At 42.7% G+C, this 25,951-nt stretch carries 25 protein-coding genes and 1 pseudogene; 11 read left to right on the top strand and 15 right to left on the bottom strand.

Going from position 1 to position 25,951, the window contains the following annotated elements; genetic code table 11:
• Window positions 1-54: 54 nt before the first annotated feature.
• From CQ839_RS02845 to CQ839_RS02880, 8 genes are all read right to left on the bottom strand, one after another.
• The gene (locus CQ839_RS02845; RefSeq protein WP_103666775.1) at window positions 55-270 is read right to left on the bottom strand and encodes a hypothetical protein; all 216 of its coding nucleotides are present in this window, start codon (window positions 268-270) and stop codon (window positions 55-57) included.
• A 70-nt stretch (window positions 271-340) separates the two neighbouring features.
• The gene (locus CQ839_RS02850; RefSeq protein WP_103666776.1) at window positions 341-682 is read right to left on the bottom strand and encodes a DUF86 domain-containing protein; all 342 of its coding nucleotides are present in this window, start codon (window positions 680-682) and stop codon (window positions 341-343) included.
• Window positions 672-1,010 carry a nucleotidyltransferase family protein gene (locus CQ839_RS02855; RefSeq protein WP_103666777.1) on the bottom strand — a complete coding sequence of 113 codons (339 nt, stop codon included), beginning with the start codon at window positions 1,008-1,010 and terminating at the stop codon, window positions 672-674. The genes CQ839_RS02850 and CQ839_RS02855 overlap by 11 nt, the downstream gene beginning before the upstream one ends.
• An 11-nt stretch (window positions 1,011-1,021) precedes the next feature.
• Window positions 1,022-4,333, bottom strand: coding sequence for a type ISP restriction/modification enzyme (locus tag CQ839_RS02860; protein WP_103666778.1), 3,312 nt, complete (start codon window positions 4,331-4,333; stop codon window positions 1,022-1,024).
• Window positions 4,334-4,495: 162 nt separating this feature from the next.
• The gene (locus tag CQ839_RS02865) at window positions 4,496-4,813 is read right to left on the bottom strand and encodes a type II toxin-antitoxin system RelE/ParE family toxin (protein WP_103666779.1); all 318 of its coding nucleotides are present in this window, start codon (window positions 4,811-4,813) and stop codon (window positions 4,496-4,498) included.
• 26 nt (window positions 4,814-4,839) lie between these two features.
• Complete coding sequence (locus tag CQ839_RS02870; RefSeq protein WP_146048683.1) at window positions 4,840-5,070, bottom strand: type II toxin-antitoxin system ParD family antitoxin; 231 nt, start codon at window positions 5,068-5,070, stop codon at window positions 4,840-4,842.
• 92 nt (window positions 5,071-5,162) lie between these two features.
• Window positions 5,163-6,425: an MFS transporter gene (locus CQ839_RS02875; protein WP_103666781.1), complete on the bottom strand. Its 1,263-nt coding sequence runs from the start codon at window positions 6,423-6,425 to the stop codon at window positions 5,163-5,165.
• A 6-nt stretch (window positions 6,426-6,431) separates the two neighbouring features.
• Complete coding sequence (locus tag CQ839_RS02880; RefSeq protein WP_103666782.1) at window positions 6,432-7,805, bottom strand: HlyD family secretion protein; 1,374 nt, start codon at window positions 7,803-7,805, stop codon at window positions 6,432-6,434.
• Window positions 7,806-8,194: 389 nt separating this feature from the next.
• On the opposite strand from CQ839_RS02880, the gene CQ839_RS02885 reads away from it, so the two are divergent.
• The 9 genes from CQ839_RS02885 (at window position 8,195) to CQ839_RS02925 (ending at window position 14,622) form a co-directional block, all read left to right on the top strand.
• Window positions 8,195-8,770, top strand: coding sequence for an Npun_F5749 family FMN-dependent PPOX-type flavoprotein (locus CQ839_RS02885; protein WP_103666783.1), 576 nt, complete (start codon window positions 8,195-8,197; stop codon window positions 8,768-8,770).
• A gap of 209 nt (window positions 8,771-8,979) precedes the next feature.
• Complete coding sequence (locus CQ839_RS02890) at window positions 8,980-9,546, top strand: sigma-70 family RNA polymerase sigma factor (protein WP_103666784.1); 567 nt, start codon at window positions 8,980-8,982, stop codon at window positions 9,544-9,546.
• A 2-nt stretch (window positions 9,547-9,548) separates the two neighbouring features.
• Window positions 9,549-10,367, top strand: coding sequence for an anti-sigma factor domain-containing protein (locus CQ839_RS02895; protein WP_103666785.1), 819 nt, complete (start codon window positions 9,549-9,551; stop codon window positions 10,365-10,367).
• Between the two features lie 283 nt (window positions 10,368-10,650).
• Entirely contained in the window at window positions 10,651-10,986 is a 336-nt protein-coding gene (locus tag CQ839_RS02900) for a pentapeptide MXKDX repeat protein (protein ID WP_374937724.1), read from the top strand.
• Window positions 10,987-11,175: 189 nt separating this feature from the next.
• Window positions 11,176-11,658: a DM13 domain-containing protein gene (locus CQ839_RS02905; RefSeq protein WP_258040608.1), complete on the top strand. Its 483-nt coding sequence runs from the start codon at window positions 11,176-11,178 to the stop codon at window positions 11,656-11,658.
• 120 nt (window positions 11,659-11,778) lie between these two features.
• Window positions 11,779-12,426 (top strand): thioredoxin family protein, encoded by a 648-nt coding sequence (locus CQ839_RS02910; RefSeq protein WP_103666788.1) that lies wholly within the window; start codon window positions 11,779-11,781, stop codon window positions 12,424-12,426.
• 11 nt (window positions 12,427-12,437) lie between these two features.
• Window positions 12,438-13,145, top strand: coding sequence for a cytochrome c biogenesis CcdA family protein (locus CQ839_RS02915; RefSeq protein WP_103666789.1), 708 nt, complete (start codon window positions 12,438-12,440; stop codon window positions 13,143-13,145).
• A gap of 79 nt (window positions 13,146-13,224) precedes the next feature.
• Window positions 13,225-13,809, top strand: coding sequence for a cytochrome b/b6 domain-containing protein (locus CQ839_RS02920; RefSeq protein WP_103666790.1), 585 nt, complete (start codon window positions 13,225-13,227; stop codon window positions 13,807-13,809).
• Between the two features lie 51 nt (window positions 13,810-13,860).
• Entirely contained in the window at window positions 13,861-14,622 is a 762-nt protein-coding gene (locus CQ839_RS02925) for a molybdopterin-dependent oxidoreductase (RefSeq protein ID WP_103666791.1), read from the top strand.
• A gap of 79 nt (window positions 14,623-14,701) precedes the next feature.
• Here the strand turns inward: CQ839_RS02925 and CQ839_RS02930 are convergent, their stop codons facing one another.
• The gene (locus CQ839_RS02930; protein ID WP_103666792.1) at window positions 14,702-18,844 is read right to left on the bottom strand and encodes a PAS domain S-box protein; all 4,143 of its coding nucleotides are present in this window, start codon (window positions 18,842-18,844) and stop codon (window positions 14,702-14,704) included.
• A gap of 256 nt (window positions 18,845-19,100) precedes the next feature.
• On the opposite strand from CQ839_RS02930, the pseudogene CQ839_RS02935 reads away from it, so the two are divergent.
• Window positions 19,101-19,328 (top strand): annotated as a pseudogene (locus CQ839_RS02935) (molybdopterin-dependent oxidoreductase); the annotation flags it as partial.
• 77 nt (window positions 19,329-19,405) lie between these two features.
• Here CQ839_RS02935 and CQ839_RS02940 read toward each other — a convergent pair.
• From CQ839_RS02940 to CQ839_RS02960, 5 genes are all read right to left on the bottom strand, one after another.
• Complete coding sequence (locus CQ839_RS02940; RefSeq protein WP_103666793.1) at window positions 19,406-19,756, bottom strand: DUF805 domain-containing protein; 351 nt, start codon at window positions 19,754-19,756, stop codon at window positions 19,406-19,408.
• Between the two features lie 350 nt (window positions 19,757-20,106).
• A complete protein-coding gene (locus tag CQ839_RS02945) occupies window positions 20,107-20,346 on the bottom strand; it encodes a response regulator transcription factor (RefSeq protein ID WP_103666794.1) in 240 nt (79 codons plus the stop codon).
• Window positions 20,347-20,385: 39 nt separating this feature from the next.
• Window positions 20,386-21,132 (bottom strand): DevA family ABC transporter ATP-binding protein, encoded by a 747-nt coding sequence (locus CQ839_RS02950; protein ID WP_103666795.1) that lies wholly within the window; start codon window positions 21,130-21,132, stop codon window positions 20,386-20,388.
• Between the two features lie 42 nt (window positions 21,133-21,174).
• Window positions 21,175-22,419 carry an ABC transporter permease DevC gene (gene devC / locus CQ839_RS02955; protein WP_103666796.1) on the bottom strand — a complete coding sequence of 415 codons (1,245 nt, stop codon included), beginning with the start codon at window positions 22,417-22,419 and terminating at the stop codon, window positions 21,175-21,177.
• Window positions 22,416-23,591, bottom strand: coding sequence for an HlyD family efflux transporter periplasmic adaptor subunit (locus CQ839_RS02960; protein ID WP_103666797.1), 1,176 nt, complete (start codon window positions 23,589-23,591; stop codon window positions 22,416-22,418). Before CQ839_RS02960 ends, devC begins: the two co-directional genes overlap by 4 nt.
• A 124-nt stretch (window positions 23,592-23,715) precedes the next feature.
• Between CQ839_RS02960 and CQ839_RS02965 the strand changes: the two genes are divergently transcribed.
• Complete coding sequence (locus CQ839_RS02965; RefSeq protein WP_103666798.1) at window positions 23,716-24,324, top strand: TetR/AcrR family transcriptional regulator; 609 nt, start codon at window positions 23,716-23,718, stop codon at window positions 24,322-24,324.
• A 232-nt stretch (window positions 24,325-24,556) separates the two neighbouring features.
• On the opposite strand, the gene CQ839_RS02970 is transcribed toward CQ839_RS02965, so the two are convergent.
• The gene (locus CQ839_RS02970; RefSeq protein ID WP_258040610.1) at window positions 24,557-25,936 is read right to left on the bottom strand and encodes a cytochrome c biogenesis protein; all 1,380 of its coding nucleotides are present in this window, start codon (window positions 25,934-25,936) and stop codon (window positions 24,557-24,559) included.
• Window positions 25,937-25,951 lie beyond the last annotated feature (15 nt).

Here is a 25,951-nt window from a genome sequence, read left to right on the forward strand (position 1 = left end):
GCGGATCTTTTAAAAATGATTGGCGATACTTTACTTCCATTTTAGTCTTCCAATCTAATCCTCTAAAAAGGCTAGAGCTTCGGCATGGGAGTAAAGAAGAGTGTTTTTACCTTCATCTATTGCTTTATTGAGACAATAATCTTCTATTGCTTCGCTAAGGTCTTCTAGAGAGGCGTTATCAATTGGTAGGAGTTGTCTCCAAATTGCGATGGGGATGACAACGGCGGTGGGTTGTCCTTCTTTGTTAGTGAGATATTCAAGGTTTAGCATGATTGACTCTTGATGGGTTTGCGTAAGTTTCTTTTATTTTATAACTTTAGCTAAGGGCGATCACTTGATTTTATTCAATATTGGTATGATGCAAATTTTCTAAGTATTTCAAAAGTTCAGGAATGTTTTCTGTGATGACTGTCCAAATTTCGGTTAGGTCAATTTCATCATAGTCATGGGTAATTACATCTCGCATTCCTGCTATTTTCTTCCAAGGAATAGCGGGATGATTTTGCCTGAATTCTTGTGATAGTCGTTTAGTTGCTTCACCAATGATGGTAACACGCCGCAAAATAGCGTCTTGCTTTTCATAATTGACTGCAAGTGCCTCTTGATCTATTCCTGTCATATACTGCAAAATCAGTTTAATAGATTCTGTTATATCAATAATTGCTTCTTGATCACGCGACATAAATTACCTCGGCAGAGTCAAGGATATTTTTGCGCCTTAGCCAGTTAAGACTTTTGTTAATGGCTTGTTTGCTAACTAGGTCAACTTTACGATTTAGCATTATTTCGAGTTCTTCTTTCATAGTCATTTTTTCAAATAGACCGCGTTTAGCATTAGGTTGATAGGAAACTAATAAATCTATATCGCTATCTTCCCGAAAGTCGTCTCGTAGGATTGAGCCAAATAATGCTAGTTCAGCAACTTTCCATTTTTGACAAAATTGAGTAAGTTGTTGGCTAGAAATACCAAGACGATTATAGATTTTAGGGTTTGATATTTGGCTATACATTTTATTACTCCTTACCCAAATGGGAAGCCTCCATGTTTGGTAATGATTTGATCAATATCGTTCATAATCTCGATGGTTTCGCCTAAGATGGAGATGATGTTTTGATAATGAACGAGGTCGTCAAAGCTGAGTTCGCGTCCTTTGCGGTCTTTGAGCCATTTCTGACAGACCTGATAGCCGCCGATGTGGAAGTTCCAAATGTGGTTGGGGATGTTGGCGAAATACTGCTGGTCGTTAATCCAGATTTGTTGTTGGATTTCGTTGTATTTGACTTGCTCGACAAGGTTAGAGCCATCGATGGGATAGTTGCTAATTTCTGCCCCTGTTTCTTTCATCAGGTGAAGTTGTACGAGTTTGTCGCCTTTGGTGGCTAGTTCCCAAAATAGTTGTTTGTTGCTGGTGAGGGGTACTCGCGGAAAGTCAATTTTCAGAAATTCGGCGTAACGTTGGCGATAGGTTGGGGAGTGGAAGGTGGCATAAATATAGTTAAAGATGTCTTCTGGTGCAAAGGTTTTGACTTGATCGCCTTTGCCATCGGTCAAAAATTCTAAGCTGAGTTTTTGAGAAAGTTCGTTGATAAATTCTGGTGCTAGGTTTGGGCGGCGACCATTTGGGGAGTTAGTTGGTTCGGCTTCAAATAGGGTTGGAGTGTTGGTTGGGTAGAGATAAAGAGGGAAAACTTGATTTGCTTCTCGGCTTGTTGTTGAGATCACACAATCGTTAGCAGGTTCGTTAGATACCCAACAATGTCTATAACCTAAATTTGCTTGCTGTCTTGAAGATAGTAAACATAAATTATCCTTTTTAAAAACATGATCGATTAATTCTCGTCTAGGTCTATCCATTACCGCATCACTGTAATAACAGTAGCGCCAATCAAAAGGACGATATAAACAGCTAATTATTTTTTCTTTCCACTGATTATCGGAGCGAACACTCTGACGGACTTTATCTAAACGCCAATCTTTATTAGTTTTAAGTTCATATTTACCAATATAATCATTATCAGAAAGATCATTATTTCTTAATTCTTGAAATTTTTTAATAATACTTATCTCATCAAAATCAATCGCAAAATCATCGCGATGAGTCTGAAATCCTAAAACATTAGTATTCATGACCTCAGTAATTTTCCAGAATTTGTCATACTCTAATCTTTGATCAATATTCTGAGGCTTAAATAGATAAAATGGCGCATCTGGTTGTAGTTTGTTTACATCAGAAATCATTGAGCTAATATCACTTTCATCTAACCAATGATACTTACCCCCAACAAGTTGCTTATTTTCAAAAACCTCACGCTTACCCCATAAATCCGCATGATAAACCGTTGCTGATTTTTGCTGACTATTTTGATATTTAACAAAAATTCCAATCGCTACACCCTGCTGAATATCAAACACATTTTGATCGACAGAATCATCAGGACAAGTTTCTTTTTTCTTGCTATTACCATGCAAATCTAAAATATAAATCTCATCAAAAGTCTTTAACAAACTTTGACGCATTCCTCGAAAAGTTGGATTATCTAAATAACCATGATTAGTGACAAAAGCCAAAACTCCGTAACCCGTTTGATCGATTCTCCATTGACTAAAGCGAATAAACTTCACATAATCATCATTTAACCACTTAGGATTTTTCTCTCCCAAAGGCTTCCCATCAACCTCAAAATAACTATCAGTTTTTGTATTTGAGATAATATCCTTCCCATTGAGCAAACCTTTAATCCAATCTCCCGTATTTACTGAATGTCCAGAGTAAGGAGGATTACCAATAATCACCATGACAGGATGCTCTTGTTTAACCTCTTTCGCCGCCTCAGCTTCTTCTTTAATTCGAGAACCAAAACTAACCGCCTGATCTGCAATTTGAAAAGACTCTTGCAAAGTATTTGTTAAATAAATCCGTAAACGCTCCTCAGACTGAAAATCATAGCCCGTCTCTTTAAGCAGTAACCCCAACTTCATGTGCGCCACCGTATAAGGAGCCATCAGCAACTCAAACCCAAACAAACGCGGCAACAAATGCTGACTCACATAACCCGACCACATCCCTTTCTGATTCTTGAAACCCTCATAAATATGCTCAATCACCCGATGCATAAACGTCCCAGTCCCCACCGCAGGATCAAGGATTAGCACCTTATGCATATCTACCCTCACCCTAAATCCCTCTCCCAAAGAGGGAGAGGGACTTAAAGATTCTTTTTCTTGCTCCCCTTCTCCCGCCTTGGGAGAAGGGGCTGGGGGATGAGGGCTAGGAATCTTCGTACTATCCGCCAATCCCTTCTTAATCCCAAACTTCTCCTTGAGAATATAATCCACACTACGCACAATATAGCCAACCACAGGCTCAGGCGTATAGTAAACCCCTCGTGACTCGCGCATCTTCGGATCATATTCCGCTAGAAATGTCTCATAAAAATGCACCACAGGATCTTCACGGCGATCGCGCTTACCAAAATCGCTCAAAATTGCCGACATATCCGTTTGCTGCAAAATAGTCGCCAAAGTATCCACCGCCCAAACAATGCGATCGTCCAGTTCCGAACCCGCAATCTGATTAAAAATACCCCGCAAAAATGGATTCGTTTTTGGCAAGCGAAAACCTGCCGTCTCACGCGAAAAAGAACTTACTTGATCGGTATTGCAACGCGCCGCAAACAAACCATAGCAGATCGTCTGAGCATACATATCCGCAAACTGCTCACCCGTCAAATCGCGAATCAACACCAAGCGAAAAGACTCTAACTGTTGTCGCAACATCCCACCGCGATCGCTATCATTCAAAGCCGTATTAATGGCATCCCTAATCAACTGCGCCAAAGCCGCCATCCTTTTCGCTAAGGCTCTGGGAGTCGTGACTTGCACAACCTTAGTCAATAAAAACTGTCGCAAAAGCTGGTCAACCTGTGCAATCCCTTCAGGTTCAGGCTTAATTTTCTTCTGCTTATCAAAGGTAGCGATCGATGCCGCTAACCGTAACTCCCCACCCACATACCACCGAAATTCCAAATGATCAGTCAAAATCAAATTCCCCAAGGCATTAAAATAACGCTGCATTTGGTTCTTCTTTTCCAAACTCTTTAGCGAAATACCAATATCCTTAGCCTCAAGATGTCCAATTTCTAAAGCCCCCTGACCAATCCAAAAATCTGGCGCACCGCAAGCAATCCGCTTCGGCTCATTCACTGCCAAAATATTGTTGTCAAACGATTCAAGCAACTTCTTCAACGCAGGACGATAGGTATGCTCTGTCGCATTACCCTTTTGATAAATTTGCGTCACTTCTTGCAAATAAGCTTGAATTTGATTAGTCATCGTCTTTTGAGATTGGCTAATCTTAGGATAACAGATAAAATCCTGATATTTTTAGCCCATATATCTTTACTAATCTGGCAAATCCTTTGGCGGACAGGATTAGGATTAATGATGCTGACTGCGATCGCCTTATTTCTACAAGCTCTAAAAAACTAAAAATCGCTACAACTCATCATTCAGAATACGTTCAATGTCCTGAACACCCTGCAATACCCTCACAATTTCAATGGCTGATTCCTGAACTCGATAGAAGATCAGATGTTTTCTAAAACCTTTGACATACCACTTTCTCAACCCATTAAGGCGAGGATTATTGCTGGGATAATTACGCCCAATTTGAGGATTTCGAGCGATCTCTGCAAAACTATATCGAGTTGCATCAAAAAACTTCAACGCCACTTCAGAATTAAATTCGGATAAATACTCATAGTTATGCGTAATATCAGCACGAGCAGGAAGCGCGATAATAATACTATACATTAATTTTATTTCTTTAGAAGATTTGATTAATTGTTGATTAAGCGATCTCGCTCTTGTTCCCACCAATCATCAGTAGCGACAATTCCCTCACCCCGTTCCAAACTATCAACTCCTTCCATCAACAACGCTTCCAGTTTTTGCGCGGAATCGATAACATTAGGCGTTAAAAGCTGATCAATAAAATACAAAACTGTTTTTTGTTGATTGAGTGATAAAGCTTTTACTTTGTCAATCACAAGTTCTTGAATGTTGTTCATAAAAAACTCAATAAGCAAAATAACAACAGAATTACAGTTTAGCTTATCTCGATGTGATTGGGGAACAAATCTCTCCCTCATCTGGCAAATCCTTAGCTGGTGATGATTCCTTTGCGCTCGTATATCTTGTAAACAATCTTCTTTAATGCAGGTAATTGGCGGCTGAAGTAAATTGAACCTAAAATGCAAACGATTCCCGCAATGATTAAGGTGTCAGTAACGCCAATGCGATCGCCTAAAGTTCCGCCTAAGAGATTGCCGAAAGGAGTCATGCCTAAAAATGACATCGTGTATAGGCTCATGACGCGCCCACGCTTATCATCATCGACAATGGTTTGCAGAATGATGTTGCCTGCGGAGATTTGCAGAATTGTGCCTAAGCCGATCAGGAGCATCGCGAATAGAGAAAGTGGTAAAAAGCGGGATAGAGCAAAGATAATTAAGCCAATTCCTAAAATGCTAGGACTGATGACAATGAACTTCCCAAGTCCGATGACCGATCGCCTTGTGGCTAGATAAACGCCGCCAAAGATGGCTCCCACACCCGATGCTGCCATCAAAAAGCCCAATGTTTGAGCATCACCTTTGAGGATTTTGTCGGCAAAGACTGGCACGAGTACGGCGTATTGCATACCCATGAGGCTGACTAGCCCTGATAGCAGTAAAATGGAACGAATGGGTGGGCTACTAAAGGTATAGGCGAATCCTTCGATAATCTTTTGGAAATGATTACCTGTGATCGCGGTGATTTCCTTCGGTACAAAGCGCATCGCCAGTAAAGCCATAATTACGGCAATGTAGCTCAGTCCGTCAATGAGAAAGCAGTAAGCTTCACCAACTCTGGCAATCAGTAATCCACCGAGGGCTGGACCAATTAATCGCGCTCCGTTAAACATGGTGGAATTAATGGCGATCGCATTGGCTAAATCTTCTCTTTGTTCGACCAGTTCAAATACAAATACCTGTCGTGCTGGTGCATCGACAGCATTGATTATGCCTTGGAATAGACTTAAGGCAAGGACATGCCAGATTTGGATCACACCTGATAAGGCTAAGGCGGCAAGGGCTAAGGATTGCACCATCGCTAGAATTTGTGTACCGATCAAAATCCGATAACAAGGAAAGCGATCGACAAATGCACCACCAAAAGGAGCGAGAACAAAACTGGGAATTTGGCTCGTAAATCCCACGATTCCCAACATAAAAGCTGATTGAGTGAGGTGATACACCAGCCATACTGTGGCAATTTGGGTCATCCATGTGCCAATTAAAGATACGCCTTGCCCCGCAAAAAATAAGCGATAGTTTCGCGATCGCAATGCAGGAAATAAGGATCTGTTCTCAGTTGTTTGCATACAAAATTATTTGATTTCGACTGTAACTTCCGCAGACATCCCTGCCGTAATCCGTGATTCATAGCCCTTGAGACTTTGGGGATCTAAGGTGATTTTCACGGAAATACGCTGGACGATTTTGGTGAAGTTGCCTGTCGCGTTATCTGGTGGTAATAAAGAGAATTGAGAGCCAGAGGCGGGAGAAATGCTTTCGACACGACCAGTAAATGTGCGATCGGGAAAGGCATCAAGCTTAACTTCTACTAGCTGTCCAGTTTTGATTCTATTGAGCTGAGTCTCTTTGAAGTTAGCCACGATCCAGTAATTGTTCTCAACGATCGCCATTAGTGGCGCACCAACTTGGATGCGATTACCAACTTCCACATTTTTCTTGCCAATACGTCCTGCACTAGTGGCGAAGACATCGATATAGGAAAGCTGTAATTGTGCATCTTTGAGGGATGCTGCTGATTGCGCGATCGCTGATTGAGCCGCCTCATATTCGCTACGATTTACCGTTGTTTGCTGTCCGCTAGCCGCCGCCTGTTCCAATTCACCACCAGATGCAGCCAGTCTCGATTGAGCACTGACAATTCCTTCTTGGGCTTGGGCGAGTCTTGATTTAGCCTGTTGCACAACCTGAAGTGCTGAGTTCTTCTGAGCTTGAGCAACATCAAAATCAGCTTTTGCTGTATCTAATTGTTGATTAGTAATAGCTCCTTGCTTAAATAGAGTATTGTAGCGATTATAGTCAGTTTCAGCATGTTGCAAGCTAGCATTGGCTTGTTCGACTTGAGCTTCAGCTAAGGGAACTCCTGCTTGAGCTTCTTGCATCACGGCTTGAGCTGTAGCGATCGCGGATTGGGCAGTGTTTATATTTCCTTGGGCTTGAGTTGTCTTACCACTAGTAGTTTGGGATGCTAGGTCAATATTCGCTTGAGCTGCATTTGCGGTTCGCTTCGAGGATTCCAATGTAGCTTGAGCTTGTTGGACTTTATTCTCATAGTCTTTAGGATCGAGCTTTAACAGCAATTGCCCAGCTTGCACTTGCTGATTATCACCGACTAGGACATAGGTGACTGTTCCCGCGATTTTACTGCTAACTTGGTGAATATGCCCGACTACTGTGGCATTATCTGTCGATTGGTGAGTGGAGGCATATTGCCAATAGCGATACCCAAAAATACCTGCGACGACTGCGCCAACGCCTAATCCTGCTAAAACAAATGCGATTGGTTTAATACGCTTTGGTTCTGGCTTTTCTGGTTGCTCTGACAAAAGTACTATTGCTTCTTTCCCTCCATCTGCTGCTGTTGCTGGATGTGATTTGTTCGATAGATTATTAATATGCTCTTCAAATTTATCCTTATCCGTAATCACATCTACACTCCATAAGCGCATAATTAGAAAGCCTTAATTATTTGTAGGATTGCGTTAGTGCCAAAGTAACGCATCTATTGGCAAATTAGGTTCCTAACATTAATCTGACAGGTAGATGTTTTATTTGCTGCATGAATTGATTGAATACGATACAAATTGCAATCTGAAATGCTTTATTTTTTTCGTCAAGCTTTAATCGATACTTTTTCCATTTCTCTCATCCTAATTGTCACCTAAATCCTTGGTAGTCCCAGAAAGGAAAGAATTTAAATAGGTAAGGATGGGCGGCGCGAAGCGCCGCCCATCCTTACCTATTTAGCACTACCAAATCCTTACGTTAAAATAAAGGCTCAGTTTTAGTCATTGGTATACTATACGAGTGGTTTGGCAAACTTAATTCTATTGATTTTATGTGGCGATCGCATTTAGCTCGAAGTTTACATCAGCACCGCAACCAACCCGAAGCACGTTTTTTACAACTTGCTACGATTGACTTAGATCAGCGTCCGCGCAATCGCACAGTCGTATTTCGGGGATTCCTAGAAAATAGCGATCGCTTTCCAGATTGCCTAAAAATCGTTACAGACTCGCGCAGTCAGAAGATTGAGCAAATTAAGGCTAACCCTTTGGCAGAGGTGAGTTGGTATTTCACGAAAACGCGATCGCAATTTCGGATTTTAGGCAAACTCATATTAATTGATAGCGAATGTTCAGATTTAGAATTACAAACAGCGAGATCGGCTGCATGGCAAGCGCTGTCGGAACCAGCCAGAATGCAGTTTGCATGGGCGCATCCAAGGGAGCCGAGAGTTGATTTTCTAGAGATAGCGCCACCCGATCCAACTCAACCACTTACTTCTTTTTGTCTGCTATTGCTACAACCCATCGAAGTTGATCGCCTCGAATTACGCGGAACGCCCCAAAATCGCTGGATATATCTATGCGATGAGCAAGGAAATTGGAGCGAACAAGAAGTTAATCCATAACTTTAGTAGCCCTGCATTCAAGTAGCCCTGCACTCAAGTGCGGGCTAAAAGCTTAAACCCGTTGAAACGGGTTGCTTAGAAGTATTCTTTAGTCTGCTTCAGCAGACTTGAGCTTTTAGCCAGTACTTGAGTGCATGGCTAAGGTTGATAACTCATCCATTCTGGCTTAGGATGCGTATGTATAGTAACGAAGCTTATTCAATTTCCCTATGAAACTCTCCGAGCAAACCGATGTAGAAATACTGCAAGCTTGGCGATCGGGAAGCAGTCAAGCTTTTGGCATCTTTTACGATCGCTATGGTGAGTTGGTTTACCGCTTATCATTAAGGATCTTAGGTAGCCCCCAAGAGGCGGAAGACCTCACCCAAGAGATCTTCATTTTGCTTAGTCGCAATAGTACTTACGATAGTAAGCGCGGTTCGATCGCCACTTTTTTGACAGTCTTGACCCGATCGCGAGCGATTGACCGCATTCGTAAAACGCGATCGCAACAGCAGCATCTCCAAAAATGGGAACAGGGCATTTCTTCAGAACTTGACATCAGAACCTCATCGCTCATGGAAAATGCGTCACTTGCCGAACGTTCAGAAAAAGTAAAATTAGCCTTGGCAAAGTTGCCTGACAACCATCGCCAAGTATTAGAAATGGCTTATTTTGATGGTCTGAGCCAATCCGAAATTGCTAAAATGCTAGGTGCTCCGTTGGGGACGGTCAAGTCTTGGGCGCGAAATGGATTAATTCGATTGAGAGAAAGTTTGCAGGATACGTTGGAGTGATTATGACGACACCACAAAATAAATATCCCCATGAATGGGAAGAACTATTAGCAGGGTATGTATTGGGAGATCTCGATCCTGAAGAAGTTATCGAGATGCATAAAATTATCCTAGAGCATCCAGACATAGTCACAAAAATCGATCACTTTCAAGAAACGTTAGCCATGCTTCCTCTAGGCTTAAGCGAAACCTATCCAGCCAAAAATCTACGCGATCGCATTGCAGCACAGGCTATCCCGATCAACGTTGAGAATCTGTTAATAGATCCACTAGATCCATCAATAGACTCCTTAAGCGAGCCCTTAGCACCAATTATTAATCGATTGCCGCGTAGCCGAAATCTCTGGAAATTAGCCACGATTGGTTTAAGTAGCATTGGTGCGATCGCTCTAGTTACTCTTGGTTTTGACAATTACCAAATGCGCCAGCAGCTCGCTACTAATCAGATCGAGTTACAAAAACATCGCGAAACCATTGCGATGTTGCAAGGTTCTGACAATCGCATGATCTCGCTTAAAGGTATGGGGGCAATTCCTACGGCTTCGGGAAGTGTGATGATTGCGCCCACTGAAAAAACCGCCATGATCAGCATTCAGAATCTCATGCCCATTCCTCAAGAAAATAGTTATCGCCTTTGGGCGATCGTTGATGGAAAAAAGGTCGATTGCGCTCAGTTTCGTCCTGACGATCAAGGCAAGGTTTTCGTGAAAGTGCCACTAGGTAATGCCCTTAAGCAAACTACAACTTTAATTATCACGATTGAGCCAAACAAAGATATGTCTGAACCCACGGGCGAAATGGTCATGAAAGGCGAAGTGTAATTTTGAAGCACACGAAGCACACCTATGTGTGCTTCAAAATTAATTCATCCAATTTGCTAGCTCATTCGTATATCCAATAAGTAAACCTCGATAAGGATTACTCCACATCAATTTTTTGGAAATAGAGCTTACAACGATGAACTATAGATTTTTTGGACTTATTGCAGGCTTGGCTTTGACTGCTGGAATTGTTTCTTGTTCTGCTACCCCCACACCCGAAGCAACTCCTGCAACTCAATCCACTCCATCTGCCAAGCCTGCTGACGCGATGAAAGGCGATGCCATGAAAGATAAAACTGGCGATGCGATGAAGAATGATGCCAAGCCTGCTGATGCAATGAAGAATGACGCGATGAAAGGTGATGCCATGAAAGATGGCAAGCCTGCTGATGCGATGAAGAACGACGCGATGAAAAGCGATGCCATGAAAGATAAAACTGGCGACGCGATGAAGAATGATGGCAAGCCTGCTGATGCGATGAAGAACGACGCGATGAAAAGCGATGCCATGAAAGGTGATGCCATGAAAGATGGCAAACCTGCTGATGCGATGAAAAGCGATGCCATGAAAGGTGATGCCATGAAAGATGGCAAGCCTGCTGATGCTCCCAAACAATAGCCTACAGAGTTTTGCAAATGAGTATGTACTCATTTGCAAAACAAATACAGAACATACAACAATCACAGTATGGGTTTGGAGTTTTCATTTTGCCTGTAGCAAAATGAAAACTGTTCATGAATTGTCTAGAGGATAAATTATCAACATATCTATAAATTTATGAGTACAAAAAATTTAAGCCTGTCTACTATGGCAGTATTTTTAATATTGGGATGTGCTTCTATCCCAACAAACAGTCCAAAAACTTCTCAGGCAGAAGCGGTTTCTACACCAGTTGCTTCTGCTCCTCTAGAAACTAATACAAAAGCCAATACCAAATCGAGATCTGGAAGTTTTATTAGTGCAGAGCATACAACTAACGGCAAGGCTAAAATTGTTCAAGAGAATGGAACTTATTTCATTGAACTTGATGAAGCTTTTAAGACATCAGAAAATGGCCCAGATCTATTTGTGATTTTGCATCGATCGCCTAATATCCTGAATATATCCAAACCACCTGACTTTGCGATCGCAGAGAATGATTATGCATTAATTGCTCCGCTCAAAAGTTTCAATGGTAAGCAGCGCTACGAGATTCCCAACAATGTCCAACCAGATAGATTCAAGTCTGTAGCAATCTGGTGTCGTAAGTTTAACGCTACTTTTGGTTTTGCGCCCTTGACTGGAGTCTAAAGACATTCTAGAACTCATCTTGTTCTTAAGGGGAATCTAAGCAATTCCTCAATCAATTTTAATGTTGGCAATGTATATATAGTTTAGCAATCATCAATAGTTGAATTTGGAGACCATATTGTGAATGTAGGATTGCTGCGTCGTCGTCGTTTTTTAACTTATTTAGGTTTGGGAGCTTTAGGAATTGGGAGTACTGCATGTGCTGCTCAAGTTGGCTCGACAAGCCCATCTATAGCTATCACTTCCAAAACATCTGTGGGGTCAACTTCAACAGCTGATACTACTAAACCAAATAGTTCTGAAGTTAATACAGTGGATGAAAAATCTAAAGCTAGTAGTCAAAAATTACCAGAGTTTCAAGGTATTTCTCAATGGTTAAATTCTAATCCCTTGACTACTCAGGAACTAAAGGGAAATGTCGTCTTGATTCAGTTTTGGACTTTTAGCTGCATCAACTGCCAGCGCACATTACCCTATGTCACCAAATGGCACGATCGCTATGCTTCCAAAGGATTAAAAATTATTGGCGTGCATACTCCAGAGTTTGCCTTTGAACGCGATGCAAACAATATCAAAGATGCTATGCAAAAACACGGTATCCTTTATCCAGTTCCGATTGACAACGAGTTTAAGACTTGGAAAGCCTATGGGAATGAATATTGGCCGCATCTTTATTTAGCCGATCGCCAAGGCAATCTCGTCTATGACCACATTGGCGAAGGAGCTTACGATCGCACCGAGCAAACCATCAAGCAATTACTAGGCTAGGATTTAAGCGCATGTCGCTCTCACTTTCTCCACTATCCATCGGTTTAGCAATATTAGGTGGTTTGTTAACTGCTTTCTCACCATGTATTTTGCCAATTTTGCCGATTGTTGTTGGGAGGTCATTGCAAACTCATCGCTATGGGCCATTGGCTTTAGTAGCTGGATTAATTAGCGGATTTGCGATCGCAGGTAGTTTGTTAGGAATTGCGAGTAACTGGCTCACAGATTTAAGCAATATTATTCGGAACTTCGCGATTTTCTTTTTGCTAGCGTTGGGCTTACTATCGATTTTCCCGAAATTTAGCTATCTCTTAATTAGCAAAGTTTCTAGCAAATTCCCTGCATTTAAAGTCAAAGAGCCGACTAAGGTTAACTTAGGAGGAGAATTTTGGTTGGGCGCACAATTGGGCTTGTTATGGACACCTTGCGCTGGGCCAGTACTCGGCAGCATTTTAATCCTTGCAGCCGCAGACAATGAGATCTTCACCGCTTTTATTTTGCTACTTGTCTATGGATTCGGGACTGGATTGCCGATATTGTTGCTTGCCTATGCGAGTCGTTACTTTAGTAAATCATTCTTGAAATTGCGATCGCGAAGCCAACTTTTGCAGAGAATTGGCGGCGCAATGATCTCTCTAACCGCGATCGCGATTCTATTGGGTTGGGATGTCAAGATCCAGCTTTGGTTAGCACCATATTTCCCGACCTCACCTTTTTAAAACTCTAAAATAAATCGTTTATAGCGCGGCGAAGCCGCGCCATAAACGATTTGGTTCTTTATCAAATCTGTAACAAATTATGAGTAAGAAACCTTCCCCTACTCCCAAACAAGCGATCATCGCCAAGTCGTTCCATTCCTTTAATTTGATCGCGCTGATTTTGATGACAGCTAGCGGACTGCAAATTTATAATGCCAATCCAGTTTTTGGTGGGCGTGCGGGTTGGCGATTCCCTAAAGAATTACTTTTAGGCGGTTGGCTAGGCGCAGGAAGAAATTGGCATTTCGCCTCAATGTGGTTATTTTCCATGAGCCTCTTGATCTATGGTATCTACATTTTTATTACCCGCCGTTGGAAGCATCGATTTGCTTCTGATAAAGATATTCAAGCACTCCAAGCTAAAAACCCTAAGCGCAAAACTTACGCATGGCATCGCATTGCTTATACAGCGATCGTACCAATTTTGCTGTTAGCAATTCTTTCTGGTTTATGCATGTACAAGCCTGTGCAATTTGCATGGATTTCAGGCTTATTCGGCAGTTGGCAAAATCTCCGTGTCGCGCATTTTCTGACGATTCCGATTGTGCTGATTTTTGCGATCGTTCATATTTTTCTATCCTTTCGAGTAGGTGGCTTAAAGATGATTCGGTCTATGTTTATTTAGCTTTTAGCTGTTGAAAGAATTACTCAAGAGATTTGATTAGGATTATAAAAAATGCAATTTGATAAACATCTGCACCGTCGGTTTTCGCGTCGTCAGCTCATGCAATATGCTAGCTTGTCGGGAATGGGATTATTATTGGGAAGTTGCTCTAGTGATTCTAGTAGAGTAAGTCCGATTTTTAAGCCGCTCAATCAGCAATCAGGAAATGTGAGAGCTTTATTTGAGCCACTCAATCAAAGTATTGAAGAGTTGATTTTCCAAGCAAAAACGCCTAGCCCAGAATATCCAATTAGTGCGATTGAACCCAATGCATTATTGATTAACTCTTTCGATACTACACCTGTCATCAATCCCAATACATTCAAATTAATAGTTGACGGTGCTGTGGAACGTCCCATGCAATTGAGCATGAAAGATATTCAAGCATTGCCATTAATATCAATGGTGATTCGACATGTATGTGTAGAAGGTTGGGCTGCGATCGTGCAGTGGGGAGGCGTGCGCCTATATGATATTGCGAAGTTAGTTCAACCGAAGGCAGGAGCGCGTTATGTCTATTTTGAATCTGCCGATAATTATTATGAGAGTTGGGATATAGCTTCGGCTTTACATCCGCAAACTTTACTTGCCTATCAAAAAAATGGTCAAGATATTCCAATTGAGAATGGTGCGCCTTTGCGTTTGGCTTCTCCTATTAAGTTAGGCTACAAGCAGTCAAAATGGGTGATTCGAGTTTCCTTCACCAATGAGCTTGTCCCACAACGCCGAGGTTATTGGGTAGATGAGGGTTATGAATGGTTTGCAGGTTTGTAATTCACATGGGTGCATTGAGCTGGCTACCTTGCCGTACCGCCCGCAATGCGAGCGGCGATGCAATCTGGTTTTTACAGTATTAAGGCTCTGTCAAGTATCCGTTGATTTTCTTGACTAGCTGTTTTAGTGACACGGGTTTACTGAGATAGTCATTCGCCCCGATTTCGATGCACCGATCGCGATCGCCCGCCATCGCCAGTGCGGTTAATGCAATGATTGGCGTATCAGCTAACTCAGGCATTTGGCGAATTTGCTGGATAGCTTCCAATCCATCCATTTCTGGCATTTGAATATCCATTAAAATTACATTAGGATGAGTTTGCTGAGCCAAGTCGATCGCCATGCGACCATTGTGGGCAATGACTAAGCGATAGCCTTTCAGACTTAAATAATCAGCAAACAGGTTAATATTCTCCTCATTATCCTCAGCGAGTAAAATTACTGGTGCGTCCTTGATTTCAGGTTGGATCGCCTCGGAGTCAGACCGAAGCTGAGGTTCTGGCTCAGCGGATAATTCACAGAATGGCGAGATCGGAATCGCGATCGTAAAGCAACTGCCCACTTCTAATTCACTGGTTAATCTGACTTCTCCGCCATGTAGCTCAACCAAGCGCTTGACGAGGGCTAGACCTAATCCCGAACCGTTGTAGCTACGATTGAGGGCACTCTCAACCTGCACAAACGGTTGGAATAACCGTTTGATCTGATCTGGCGCAATCCCAATGCCAGTATCAACTATGCTAATCTCTAGGGTGTCACAGGGCATTACGCCGCTATGCGCGTTCTCAGCATTACTCAGAACCGTTATGTAGCTTACCTGTAGGGTGATTTTGCCGCCGTTCGGCGTGAATTTGACGGCATTATTGAGTAGATTAATTAGAACTTGCCGAATTCGCCGTTCATCAAGGTTGATGCTGGGGAGGTTGTCGGGAATCACTGACTCCAGTTGAATATTTTTGCTGAAGGCTTGCTGCTTAATAAAGACTAAACTCGATTGACAAAGGGATTCTATGTTACTGGGTTGACAAGATAGATGAATTTGCCCCGCTTCGATTTTTGCCACATCCAGAATATCGTTAATCAATTCCAGTAGGTGGTTGCTACTTTTCTCAATAGTGTGGAGAGATTGCTTTTGCCGATCGTTTAAATCACCAAAAATTTGCTCCTGAAGGATTTCCGTCATGCCTAAAATGGCATTGAGGGGAGTGCGTAATTCATGGCTCATATTGGCAAGAAACTCATCTTTGAGTCGAGTTGCTTTGATCAGTTCTTCATTAATGCGTTGTAGTTGTGCTTCCGCCTGTTTGCGATCGGTGATATCAATGTTTAAACCAATCGTCTTTTGGATTTCTCCTTGAGCGTTGTACTGGATGAAGGCATAGGAATCGATAAAGCGGATTGTGCCATCGGGGCGAATAATCCGAAATTCGACGCGACATTCTTTAGCTCCTTGGTAGGCTTGTCTTTCAGCCTGCTGTACCCAATCTTGATCATCGGGATGAACACACTGGAACCAATCCTCATACTTACCAGAAAACTCCTCTGATGAAATTCCATAAAGACTAAACATCCGCTCATCCCAGATCAAGCGCCCGTCACTCATTTGCCATTCCCAAATACCAATATTGGCTCCTTTTAGGGCAAATTCCAGACGATCTGATAGGTCTTGAAGTGCAAGTTCGGTGTTTTTGCGATCGCTAATATCGAGATTCACCCCTACTATACGCAATAATTCCCCCTGAAGATTGCGCTGACTGAAGGAGGAAACCATGATCCATCGGACTGCACCATCGGGGCGAATGATGCGAAATTCTGTGCTGTAATTGACTTGCTCCTCTGAAAGATCGGGCTGGGCTTTGAGTAAATCATCAGGATGCACACGACTACTCCAGTCCTCGTAAGTACCGTGAAACGCTTCGGGCGATACACCATGAATCGCCAGCATTCTCTCATCCCAGAATAGGCGATTGCTAGAAAAATCAAATTCCCAAACGCCAATTTGAGCAGATTGAATTGCTAGTTCTAATCGTTCGGATAGCTCCTGCAATTTCTTTTCAGCATTTTTGCAATCAGTAATATCGGTCAGCGTGCCGATATAGCCCACCACGTTGCCATCATTATCGAATTCCTTCGCTACTTGGATATAACTCCACACTGTGGAGCCATCTGGACGGAGTTGCCGACCTTCGCTGCCATGAATGATCTGACTCTCAGGATTAGAATTGGCGTAGTATGCAGTCCATTCGGCTATGCGTTGCTCACTGTCGTCGGGATGCAATGATTCCATCCAACCATGTCCCAAGGCTGATTCCATCGGTCGCCCACTCATCTGACTCCAACGCTCATTGACATAAACACAGTTAAGTGGGACATCAAAGCGGAAAATAGCGACTGGAGCCGCCGCCGCGAGACTGGCATAGCGTCGCTCACTGGCTTTTAACGAAAGCTCCAGCATTTTAAGATCGGTAATATCCGCCGCAATTCCCACCGTTCCCGCAATGTTTAGCTGATCGTCCCGAAAGGGCGTTTTGGTTGTTTCAAACCACCCTAAAGTGCCATCAGCCCTTGCGCCTCGCTCCACTACTACCTTGCGTTGACTAGATTGTAAGACATCGGCATCATTGTTACGATAGACTTGGGCTAAGTCCGCAGGCCAAATATCAAAGTCTGTTTTGCCTACTAATTCCTCAGTCGAAGCGCCACAGGCTTTGGCAAAGGGTTCATTTACTGCAATAAATCGACTTTGTTCATCCTTAATCCAAGCAATATGGGGAATATTATTTAGCAGGGCAGCGAGATGCTTTTGTTTAAGCATCAGTGCTTTCTCAGCAACTTTGCGATCGCTGATATCTTGGTAAGTCCCCAACACACCGATCACCTCACCTTGCAGATTGCGGAGGGGGAGCTTATTAGTCTCTAACCAAATGATTTGCCCATTGGCAAGATGCAAAGTTTCCTCAATCCCCAGCTTGGCGGTTTGACTCTCGATCACCTCCCGATCATCGGCTCGGTAAAGATCGGCTTCCGTTTCCCCCCAAGGCATTTCACGATCTGTCTTGCCAATAATCTGCGCGATCGTCTGAAGTCCTGCATCGTTCAGAAAATTTTGGTTGCAGCCCAAATACACAGAATTGACATCTTTCCAAAACACCGAAAGGGGAAATGTATCGAGTACCGTCTGCAAAAATTGTTCCCGTTCTTGCAATTCCTGCTTTCGCACCTGCACCCGATTTTCCAGTTCCTGATTTAGCTGCTGCAAAGCTGTTGCGGCTCGATCTCGCTCGATCGCAATACCTGCAATGTTGGCAGCCTGAGCGATCCAGTCTAGCTCCTGAGGTTGGGGCGCTTTCTGTTCGCGATAGTAAATGCCAAACGCACCTAATAAAGTGCGATCGCTAGCAAAAATTGGCATGGACGAACAGGCTTGTAAGCCATAGGCAAGGGCAAAGTTTTTATAATCCTGCCACAGTGGATCATTCTCGATGTCCGACACCACGACCAATTCGCGCCGAAACATCGCAGTCCCACAGCTACCAACCCCTTCCGCGATCGGTAAGTCCATTTCAGAGACTATCCTTGCATAGTCTGGAGGCAGACTAGGGGCGATCACATCTCCCAATCGTCCATCCCGACAGAGTGTAATCGAACAACAACTACCCCTCAGATAAGTTTCCATCGTTTGCAGCAAATCAACCAATACATCTTGCAGTGGTTCTGCCTTGGCAAGTCGTTCATGAATCTTTTGTTGGCTGGCTAAGAGCGATGCAGTGGCTTGGTGAATGGTGTTATCTCTCAGACGTTTGAGGGATTCATGCTGGAGTACACCAATGAGTTGTTCTTGCGCGTCCACGATCGCTAAATGCGTAATTTGTGACGACTCAAAGTAGGCGATCGCAGCGTTAATATTACGCAAGTCCCTCAAGTCGGATTGTGAAATTATGAGGCTGGCTGATGGCGATCGGTGCTGTTTTAAGAATTGCCTAAGTGTCAGTTTGGCGATCGGCTGCTGTTGGATTACTAGACGCATCACGTCTTTCTGCGTCAAGATACCTAAAGCTTTTAGCCCATCGGACACAATCACTACACAGGTTGATGATGCATTGTCCCCATCTATCTCTTGCTTACTCAGGTTACTCATCTGTTCTACTGCTGAAAGCACAGTTGCTTCGCTACCTGCAACTAAAGGGTTTTGCACAATCGCCGCTTCCAAATTGCTTAGCATAGTGAAGTGAACCCTTAAATTGAGACAAAAAGAGATGGCGTTTAAACCCGTTCCCCATTTATATCACAATTACCACATTTTAAAATTTTCTGTTAAGCACTGATGGAGCTTGGTTCTTAATCCGCAAAAGTGTGACAACACTAATCAGGGTTAATTTGATTAGGATGGTCATTGAATGGGGTGGAAACTCTGCGCTTATGTGGTCGTCCTGCTTCACTATTGCAAACTTATATCTATCCTAATGCCAAACTTCTAATCCTTGAAAGATATTCAAACATTGCCATTAGTCTCAATGGTGATTCGACATGTATGTGTAGAAGGTTGGGCTGCGATCGTGCAGTGGGGAGGCGTGCGTCTATACGATCTAGCGAAGTTAGTTCAACCGAAGGCAGGGGCACGTTATGTCTATTTTGAGTCCGCCGATAATTATTATGAGAGTTGGGATATAGCTTCGGCTTTACATCCGCAAACTTTACTTGCCTATCACTTCGAGCTTCAGGCTGAACTGAAATAACTAAAAGAGAGGGGCGGCGCGAAACGCCGCCCCTCTCTTTCTTGGTTTTAAGAATCGTACTGATTCCGTTCAGGTTGACTTTCAGATGCTAAGAAGACGATCAAAACAATAGCACCTACAAATGGAACGAATGCTATTAATAGCCACCAACCACTACGCCCCGTATCGTGGAGTCTTCTAATACCTGCTGCAACGCCAGGCAATAAAACAGCTAGAGAATAAAGACCACCAAGCAAACCAAGTCCTGAGCCTGGAAGAGTTAAACGTAGTACTCCATCAATAATACCTAGTACAAGAGCAATCAGAAAATTGAATAAAACAAAGTACCAGTACTCATTTCGCTTTGACCTTCCATCAAAATCTTTATACTTTTTTAAAGCCAGCAAATACCATTCCATGTGTTATCTCCCTGTAAATTCTTATATATATGTAATTCTGTCGGTTTTTGACTATAGCAGTTTTCTGCTAATTAATCGTCTGCGTTTTAGATTAAGAAAACAATCTCAAAATATCAAAAGATATAGCTTAAAAGTCTGTGAAATCGAAATAATGTACTTGCGAATTAATAAGGTGCAAGTCTAGACTTTAGATATTGCTGTCGCCAAGTGTAGACATAAAACCCAAGAATTGATTGGCGGCGCAAAACTCCGCCAATCAATTCTTGGGTTTTGATTTATCCTAAGACAAGTCCTGAAATCTCATTTTACCGTAGGGGCAATTCATGAATTGCCCCTATACTTGATGGAATTCAAACTAACTGATTGCGTACTGCGAAAACTGCTGCTTGCACGCGATCATTCACGCCGAGTTTATTCAAGATGCTATTGACATGAGACTTGATAGTGTTAAGGCTGAGATATAGTGCAGAGGCCATTTGAGGATTGCTCTGACCTTCGACGATCCTTGAAAGTATTTCAAATTCTCGGTCGGTCAGTTTGAAACGATAGGGAACATCGGCTTTGATTCTCGAAGTTGTGGGTGATGACATAATTGTTAGTCCTTAAAATTTAGAAATTTGTAAAACAGATCATTTGGCTTCAGGGCTTTTCGACGCAAGTTTGCCATCTTCCATATAGACAATGCGATCGGCAACATCCAAGATACGATTGTCATGAGTCACCATTAAGATCGTGCAGCCTTGTTCTTTTGCCAATTTTTGCATCAAGGTTACAACTTCTCGTCCAGATTGCTTGTCCAAGGCTGCTGTTGGCTCATCTGCAAGGATAATTTTAGGATGACTGATCAAGGCTCGTGCGATCGCAACTCTTTGCTTTTGTCCACCAGATAGACTCTCAGGATAATAGTCAATTCGCTTCTCTAAACCGACAATGCCTAAGATTTCTCTAGCGCGATCGCGTCTTTCAGGACGGGAATAGGTTCCTTGGACTTCCAACCCCATCATCGCATTCTCAATGACAGTAAGAGAACTATGTAAATTATGGGCTTGAAAGATATAGCCGCAAGATCTTCGCGAATGCAAGGCTGTGGTCTTAGGCGCACCAACTAGCTCAGTATCTAGGATTTTGAGATTGCCAGATTGAGGCGATCGCAAGCCTCCCATGAGAGACAGTAGGGTCGTTTTTCCAGATCCTGATGGCCCAGTGAGGATTACAATCTCACCTCGAACAATCGAGAGATTGATGTCAAATAAAACTTGTTTTTGGAGATCCCCTTTACCAAAGAAGTGATTGAGATTTTCGACAGAGATCGCTTTTAATGTTGCTTCTCCAGAAGATTGATTTGTTGTTCTTGTCAGAGATTCTTTAACTTGCATAACTATCCTAATTTGCTGATTTGATAAATAGAGCGAATTTGTCTAGAAAATGTCCGCAGGATCGGCAGACTGAACTTTTCTGATAGCAATCATCCCTGATACGCCACACATGACCAAGGTTAGGAAAAACACAAATGAGAACCGCGCAAAAGTCATGGCTATGGGTAGAGCTGCAACGTTCTGAATTAAGGCATACTGGGCTAGAGCCAAACCTAATCCAGGGATAAATCCTAATACGGCGAGGATCATTGCTTCTTCTAAAACGATAAAAATTATGAAGCGATCGCCATACCCCATTGCCTTAAAAGTGGCATATTCAGCGAGGTGATCATTGACATCAGTGGACAGGATCTGAAACACAATCACAATCCCTACGACAAAAGCCATTGCTGTGCCAAAGCCAAAGACAAATCCGATGGGAGTTGTTTCAGCCCAATAGGCTAATTCAAAATCTATATATTCTTGCTTTGTAGTGGCGATCGCATCTTTAGGCAAAACCGCTTTAATGTCTGATAGTACTTGCTTAACATCAGCGCCCTCCTTTACTTTTACTAAACCTAGAGTGACTTGCCCTGCACTTCGTTCTGGGAAAAAACGAAGAAAGTTCTCCTGACTCGTAATTAGAGTGCCATCTGTAGCGAAGGAGGCTCCTAGAGAAAACAATCCTGCAACTTTGATGGAACGGCGTTCGATTTCTGTAACAACTATCTTTCCATTTTCTACTTCTGTTACAACATTGGCATATTTACCTCTTGCTTTGCGATCAAATAGAAAAGTGTCTGGCTGCTTCAGTTTATCTAAGTTTTTATTTACTTCTGGAAAGTTAAATGCTGGTCTTTCCACATTCTGCCCCACCAAAGTGAGTTGAGTTTTGAGGCGTGTTTCAGGATTTCTCCAAACCACAGTGGAAATGTAAAGTGCATCTGCTGAGGCGACATTAGCTATATCTTGGACTTGATAAATACGACGACGAGGTAAGGTGTTTGCCAGAGATAAATCACGATATTGAGCGCTACGAATCACAATATCGGCATCCATACTCCGATTAAGTAAGACATTGCCATCAAAAAGTGCAGCTTGGATGCCCATCTGAGCAAACATTAGTAAGTCTGCAAACCCAATTCCCGCGATCGCGACAAATAATCGCCCTTTGTTCTTGGTTAATTGCTTCCACCCAATCGGAGTGCGCTGGGTAAAGCTCTGCAAAAGTCCCAGTTTAGTTTTTCTTTGTGGAGCTTCTTGCAATGGAATTTCTGGTTCCTTTTGCTCAGGTAAAATTAAAGTCATAGTTGAATCTCTCCTGTTACTTGGAGATTGGTTAATGATCTCACTTGACTAGCTGAATCAGGATCAAGTTTTACTCTGACTTCCACAATTCGCGCATCAATATTTGCAGATGTATCGGAATTCACGACATTCTGACGTTGCACCCTCTCGCCAATTTCAATCACTTCACCTGTCAAAGCCTTGGGCAGACTATCACCAAAGAGTTTTACTTTTTTCCCCTTTTCGACTTTGACAATATCGCCTTCAAACACTTCTAGAACTGCCAGCATCTGGTTGGTTTTACCAATTTCGACAATGCCATTACTGGAAACCAATTCCCCTGCACGGGTATTTACTTCCAATACCACACCTGCCTGAGGCGATCGCACATAGGCTAAATCTAATTGCACCTTAGCTTGCTGTACAGAAGCGAGCGCTCTATCTACCTGTGCTTGTGATGCCAATACATCCACAGTGCGAACTTCAGAAATACTGTCTAAAGTAGATTGGGCTTCATTTAATTCAGGCGATCGCGTAGTTTGAATTCGATTAATTACTGCTTGAGCTTCTTGCAAATTCTTTTGGGCTACGGCTAGGGCTAATCGTTTACTATCCCGAAGGGAAGCATTTGATGCACCCTCGGTATAGAGCATTTCATAGCGTTGAGATTCTGTTTGAGCATTTTGCACTTCCATCTGAAGTCTCGCAATCGATGCTTGCTGAGCTTGAATATCTCCTTCTCGCTGAGCGGCAATACGAGCGATCGTGGCTTGCTGAGAATTAATTTCCCCTCGCTTTGCACCTGACTTTACTACTTCTAGATTCGATAGAGCCACTTTAACCTGTTCTTCGGCCTCGACCAAGGATGCTTCGAGGCGATCTCGACTATCCAAAATCGCCACTACTTGACCAGCTTTCACTGTGTCGCCTTGTTTTACCAAAAGTTTTTCTACGCGACTATTACCACTGCTTGATGATGAAGGCGCTGCAAGCTTTATGACTTTTCCCTGTGGCTCTAAATACCCCAAAGCGGTAACGGTCTTGGCTTTGGGTGCTACATTTTCTGTAGGCTGGGCTTGAGAACTGGAAGAGAGCGATCGCCATAGGGTAAATGAACCAATGGCTCCAAGGAGCAGGAAAGGCAAAATTATAAAGACTTTTTTCGAGATTTTAGGGGCGTTTGCTACCTGCATATTACAAGCTCCTCGCTGGAATTTCTTGGTTAATTTAACTAAACCGTTTAGTTAAATTAATTTGTTAATAAATTAAACTATGTAGTAAACTTGTGTCAAGTCCTTTTTCTATATTTTTTTATTCATGGCATCTTCCAATCCTTCACAGCCAAATCGCCCCGAAAAAACAGCAGCTATCTTAGATGGGGCTATGCAGATTTTTTTAGAGCAGGGATATGCTGGCACGACGATGGATAAGGTTGCATCGGCGGCAGGGGTGTCGAAGCCAACGGTATACAATCACTTTCAAGATAAAGAAGCGTTATTTAATGCTCTAATGGAGAAACTAGTCATTGAGAAGGAATGGGCAAAATGTCCCTTGGATTTGCAAAATTTCTCTTCAGAACCAACAAATATTGTTTTGAAGCGCATAGCTAACGAGGTGTTAGATAACTGCAATAGCTCGTCTGAACAGATAACTTTTGTCCGACTTGTGATTGGTGAGTCTGGTCGTTTCCCCGAACTGAGTAGATCATTTGTTGCCAATATGGATAAGTCAATCCTTGGCGCTCTCACTGAGTATTTTGCTAGTCTAAATGTGCCTACTCCTGATGTAGCGGCTCGTATGTTTATGGGTACGATAGTTTATTTTCTAATGACCAATGAGATGATGGGTGGAAAAGATATTGTTCCAATCGAGCGCGATTATTTGGTAGATAATTTGATTAATATGATTATTCGGCAGGGCGCTTAGCGATGGAGATGACCATATCTTCAGCAAACCTTTCGCCTCATAATACCAAAACACAAAGTGGCGTAGCCACTTTGTGTTTTTAAAACCCTTACGTGGGTTGCTTTTTAATTCACTGAAGTGTTGTCACACTTTTGTGAATTGGTATAAATCAAGACTCACAGTAATAGCGATCGCCTACAGCAAATCTTTCACGAAATCACGGTCTGTTGAGAAGTCGATCGCTATTTGGTGATTATGAATTGGCGATCGGCGTACTGTTGGACTTTGAGAGGGCGAGCATACTCTGATCAACTATGTTCGTAACATCAATTAGTTCCGACTCAAAACTGACTTGAGCGCGATTTGTTTTGCCACCAACATAGAGGCGATCGCCAACTTGTAAAGCCCATACCTGTGAGTGGCTGACGTAACTTAAGATCACCCCTAATATCAATAATCCAAATCCTGCATAAACAATGGGAATCCCTGGATCAGCTTTAATTTGTAAACCTGTACTACCGATCGCTTCTTTTAAGGTAAAAGTAACCCCATTAACTTCAGCGCTGCCATTGGTACGAACTGTAGTAAGAAGATTGCCCTTCTCGTCATAAATCAGGAAAGTACCTTGCAAATCAGGCGTAATAAGAGTAACACCCGCACTGAGATCAGGCTTAGTAGGAATCCATGTTCCCCATACTTGACGACCACCATTCTGAGATTCTAACTTCCTAACTGGTAATTGCAGGATTGGGCTATTGTTAAACGTAAATCTGACCGCATGAATATCCCAGTTTGCTTGATAGAAGGTAACACCCTTGTATTTGAGCGGTTTATTTACATGGATAGTTTGGCGATCGACTTCTTTGCCGTCATTATCAAGAACTGACAAATCGGAATAGAACTGATCAATACTTCCCTTCGGTGTGTAATCAATCCAAAAGCGATTGACTCGTACCGACCAATCTTTAGGAACTTGATTGGCTGACCAAGCACCTGCTTCGGTAATATTCTTAACTTGAAATGTCTCACCACTTGGAACCATTTCTTGCGCGGTGAAACCCGTTAGTGCCCCCCAAATTGAACCTATTAAAACTAGTAACATGCTGGCATGGACAATAATTGGTCCAACTCTACCAACTAGCCCTTTACGTGCATAAAGGCGATCATCAGCTTGATAAACCTTGTAGTTTTTGCCTTGTAGCGATCGCGCTAAATTATTGAGATCGCCGCCAATAATTTCCGTGGCAAGAGGGAGTTTGGCAAAGCTTTGGGGCTTGGTATAGTAAAACCAGCGCTTGGAGGCTTTGAGAATTGGCAATTGCCGATTGAAGGTGCAAGCAGTAAGGCTTGTGCCAAATAAGATTAACAGCGAGAGAAACCACCAGCTTCCATAGACATGTTCTAATCCGATCGCCAAAATCACCTTATACGATAAAAATCCAAATAGGGCAGGATGTTCGGGATAGTTTTCATGATAAAAGTCAATAGTTTGTCCCTGCTCGATCACCGTGCCGAGGATGCTAAATAGGGCTATGCATAATAAAAGGGCGATCGCGACTTTGAGATTGGCAAGGAGCGCGACTACTTGATGCCGCCAAATTTGGTTTGCTTGGAATCGGATTTTTTCAAACACGTCAGGTCGATGGTT

The sequence above is a fragment of the Pseudanabaena sp. BC1403 genome, from assembly GCF_002914585.1.
Lineage (GTDB): Bacteria > Cyanobacteriota > Cyanobacteriia > Pseudanabaenales > Pseudanabaenaceae > Pseudanabaena.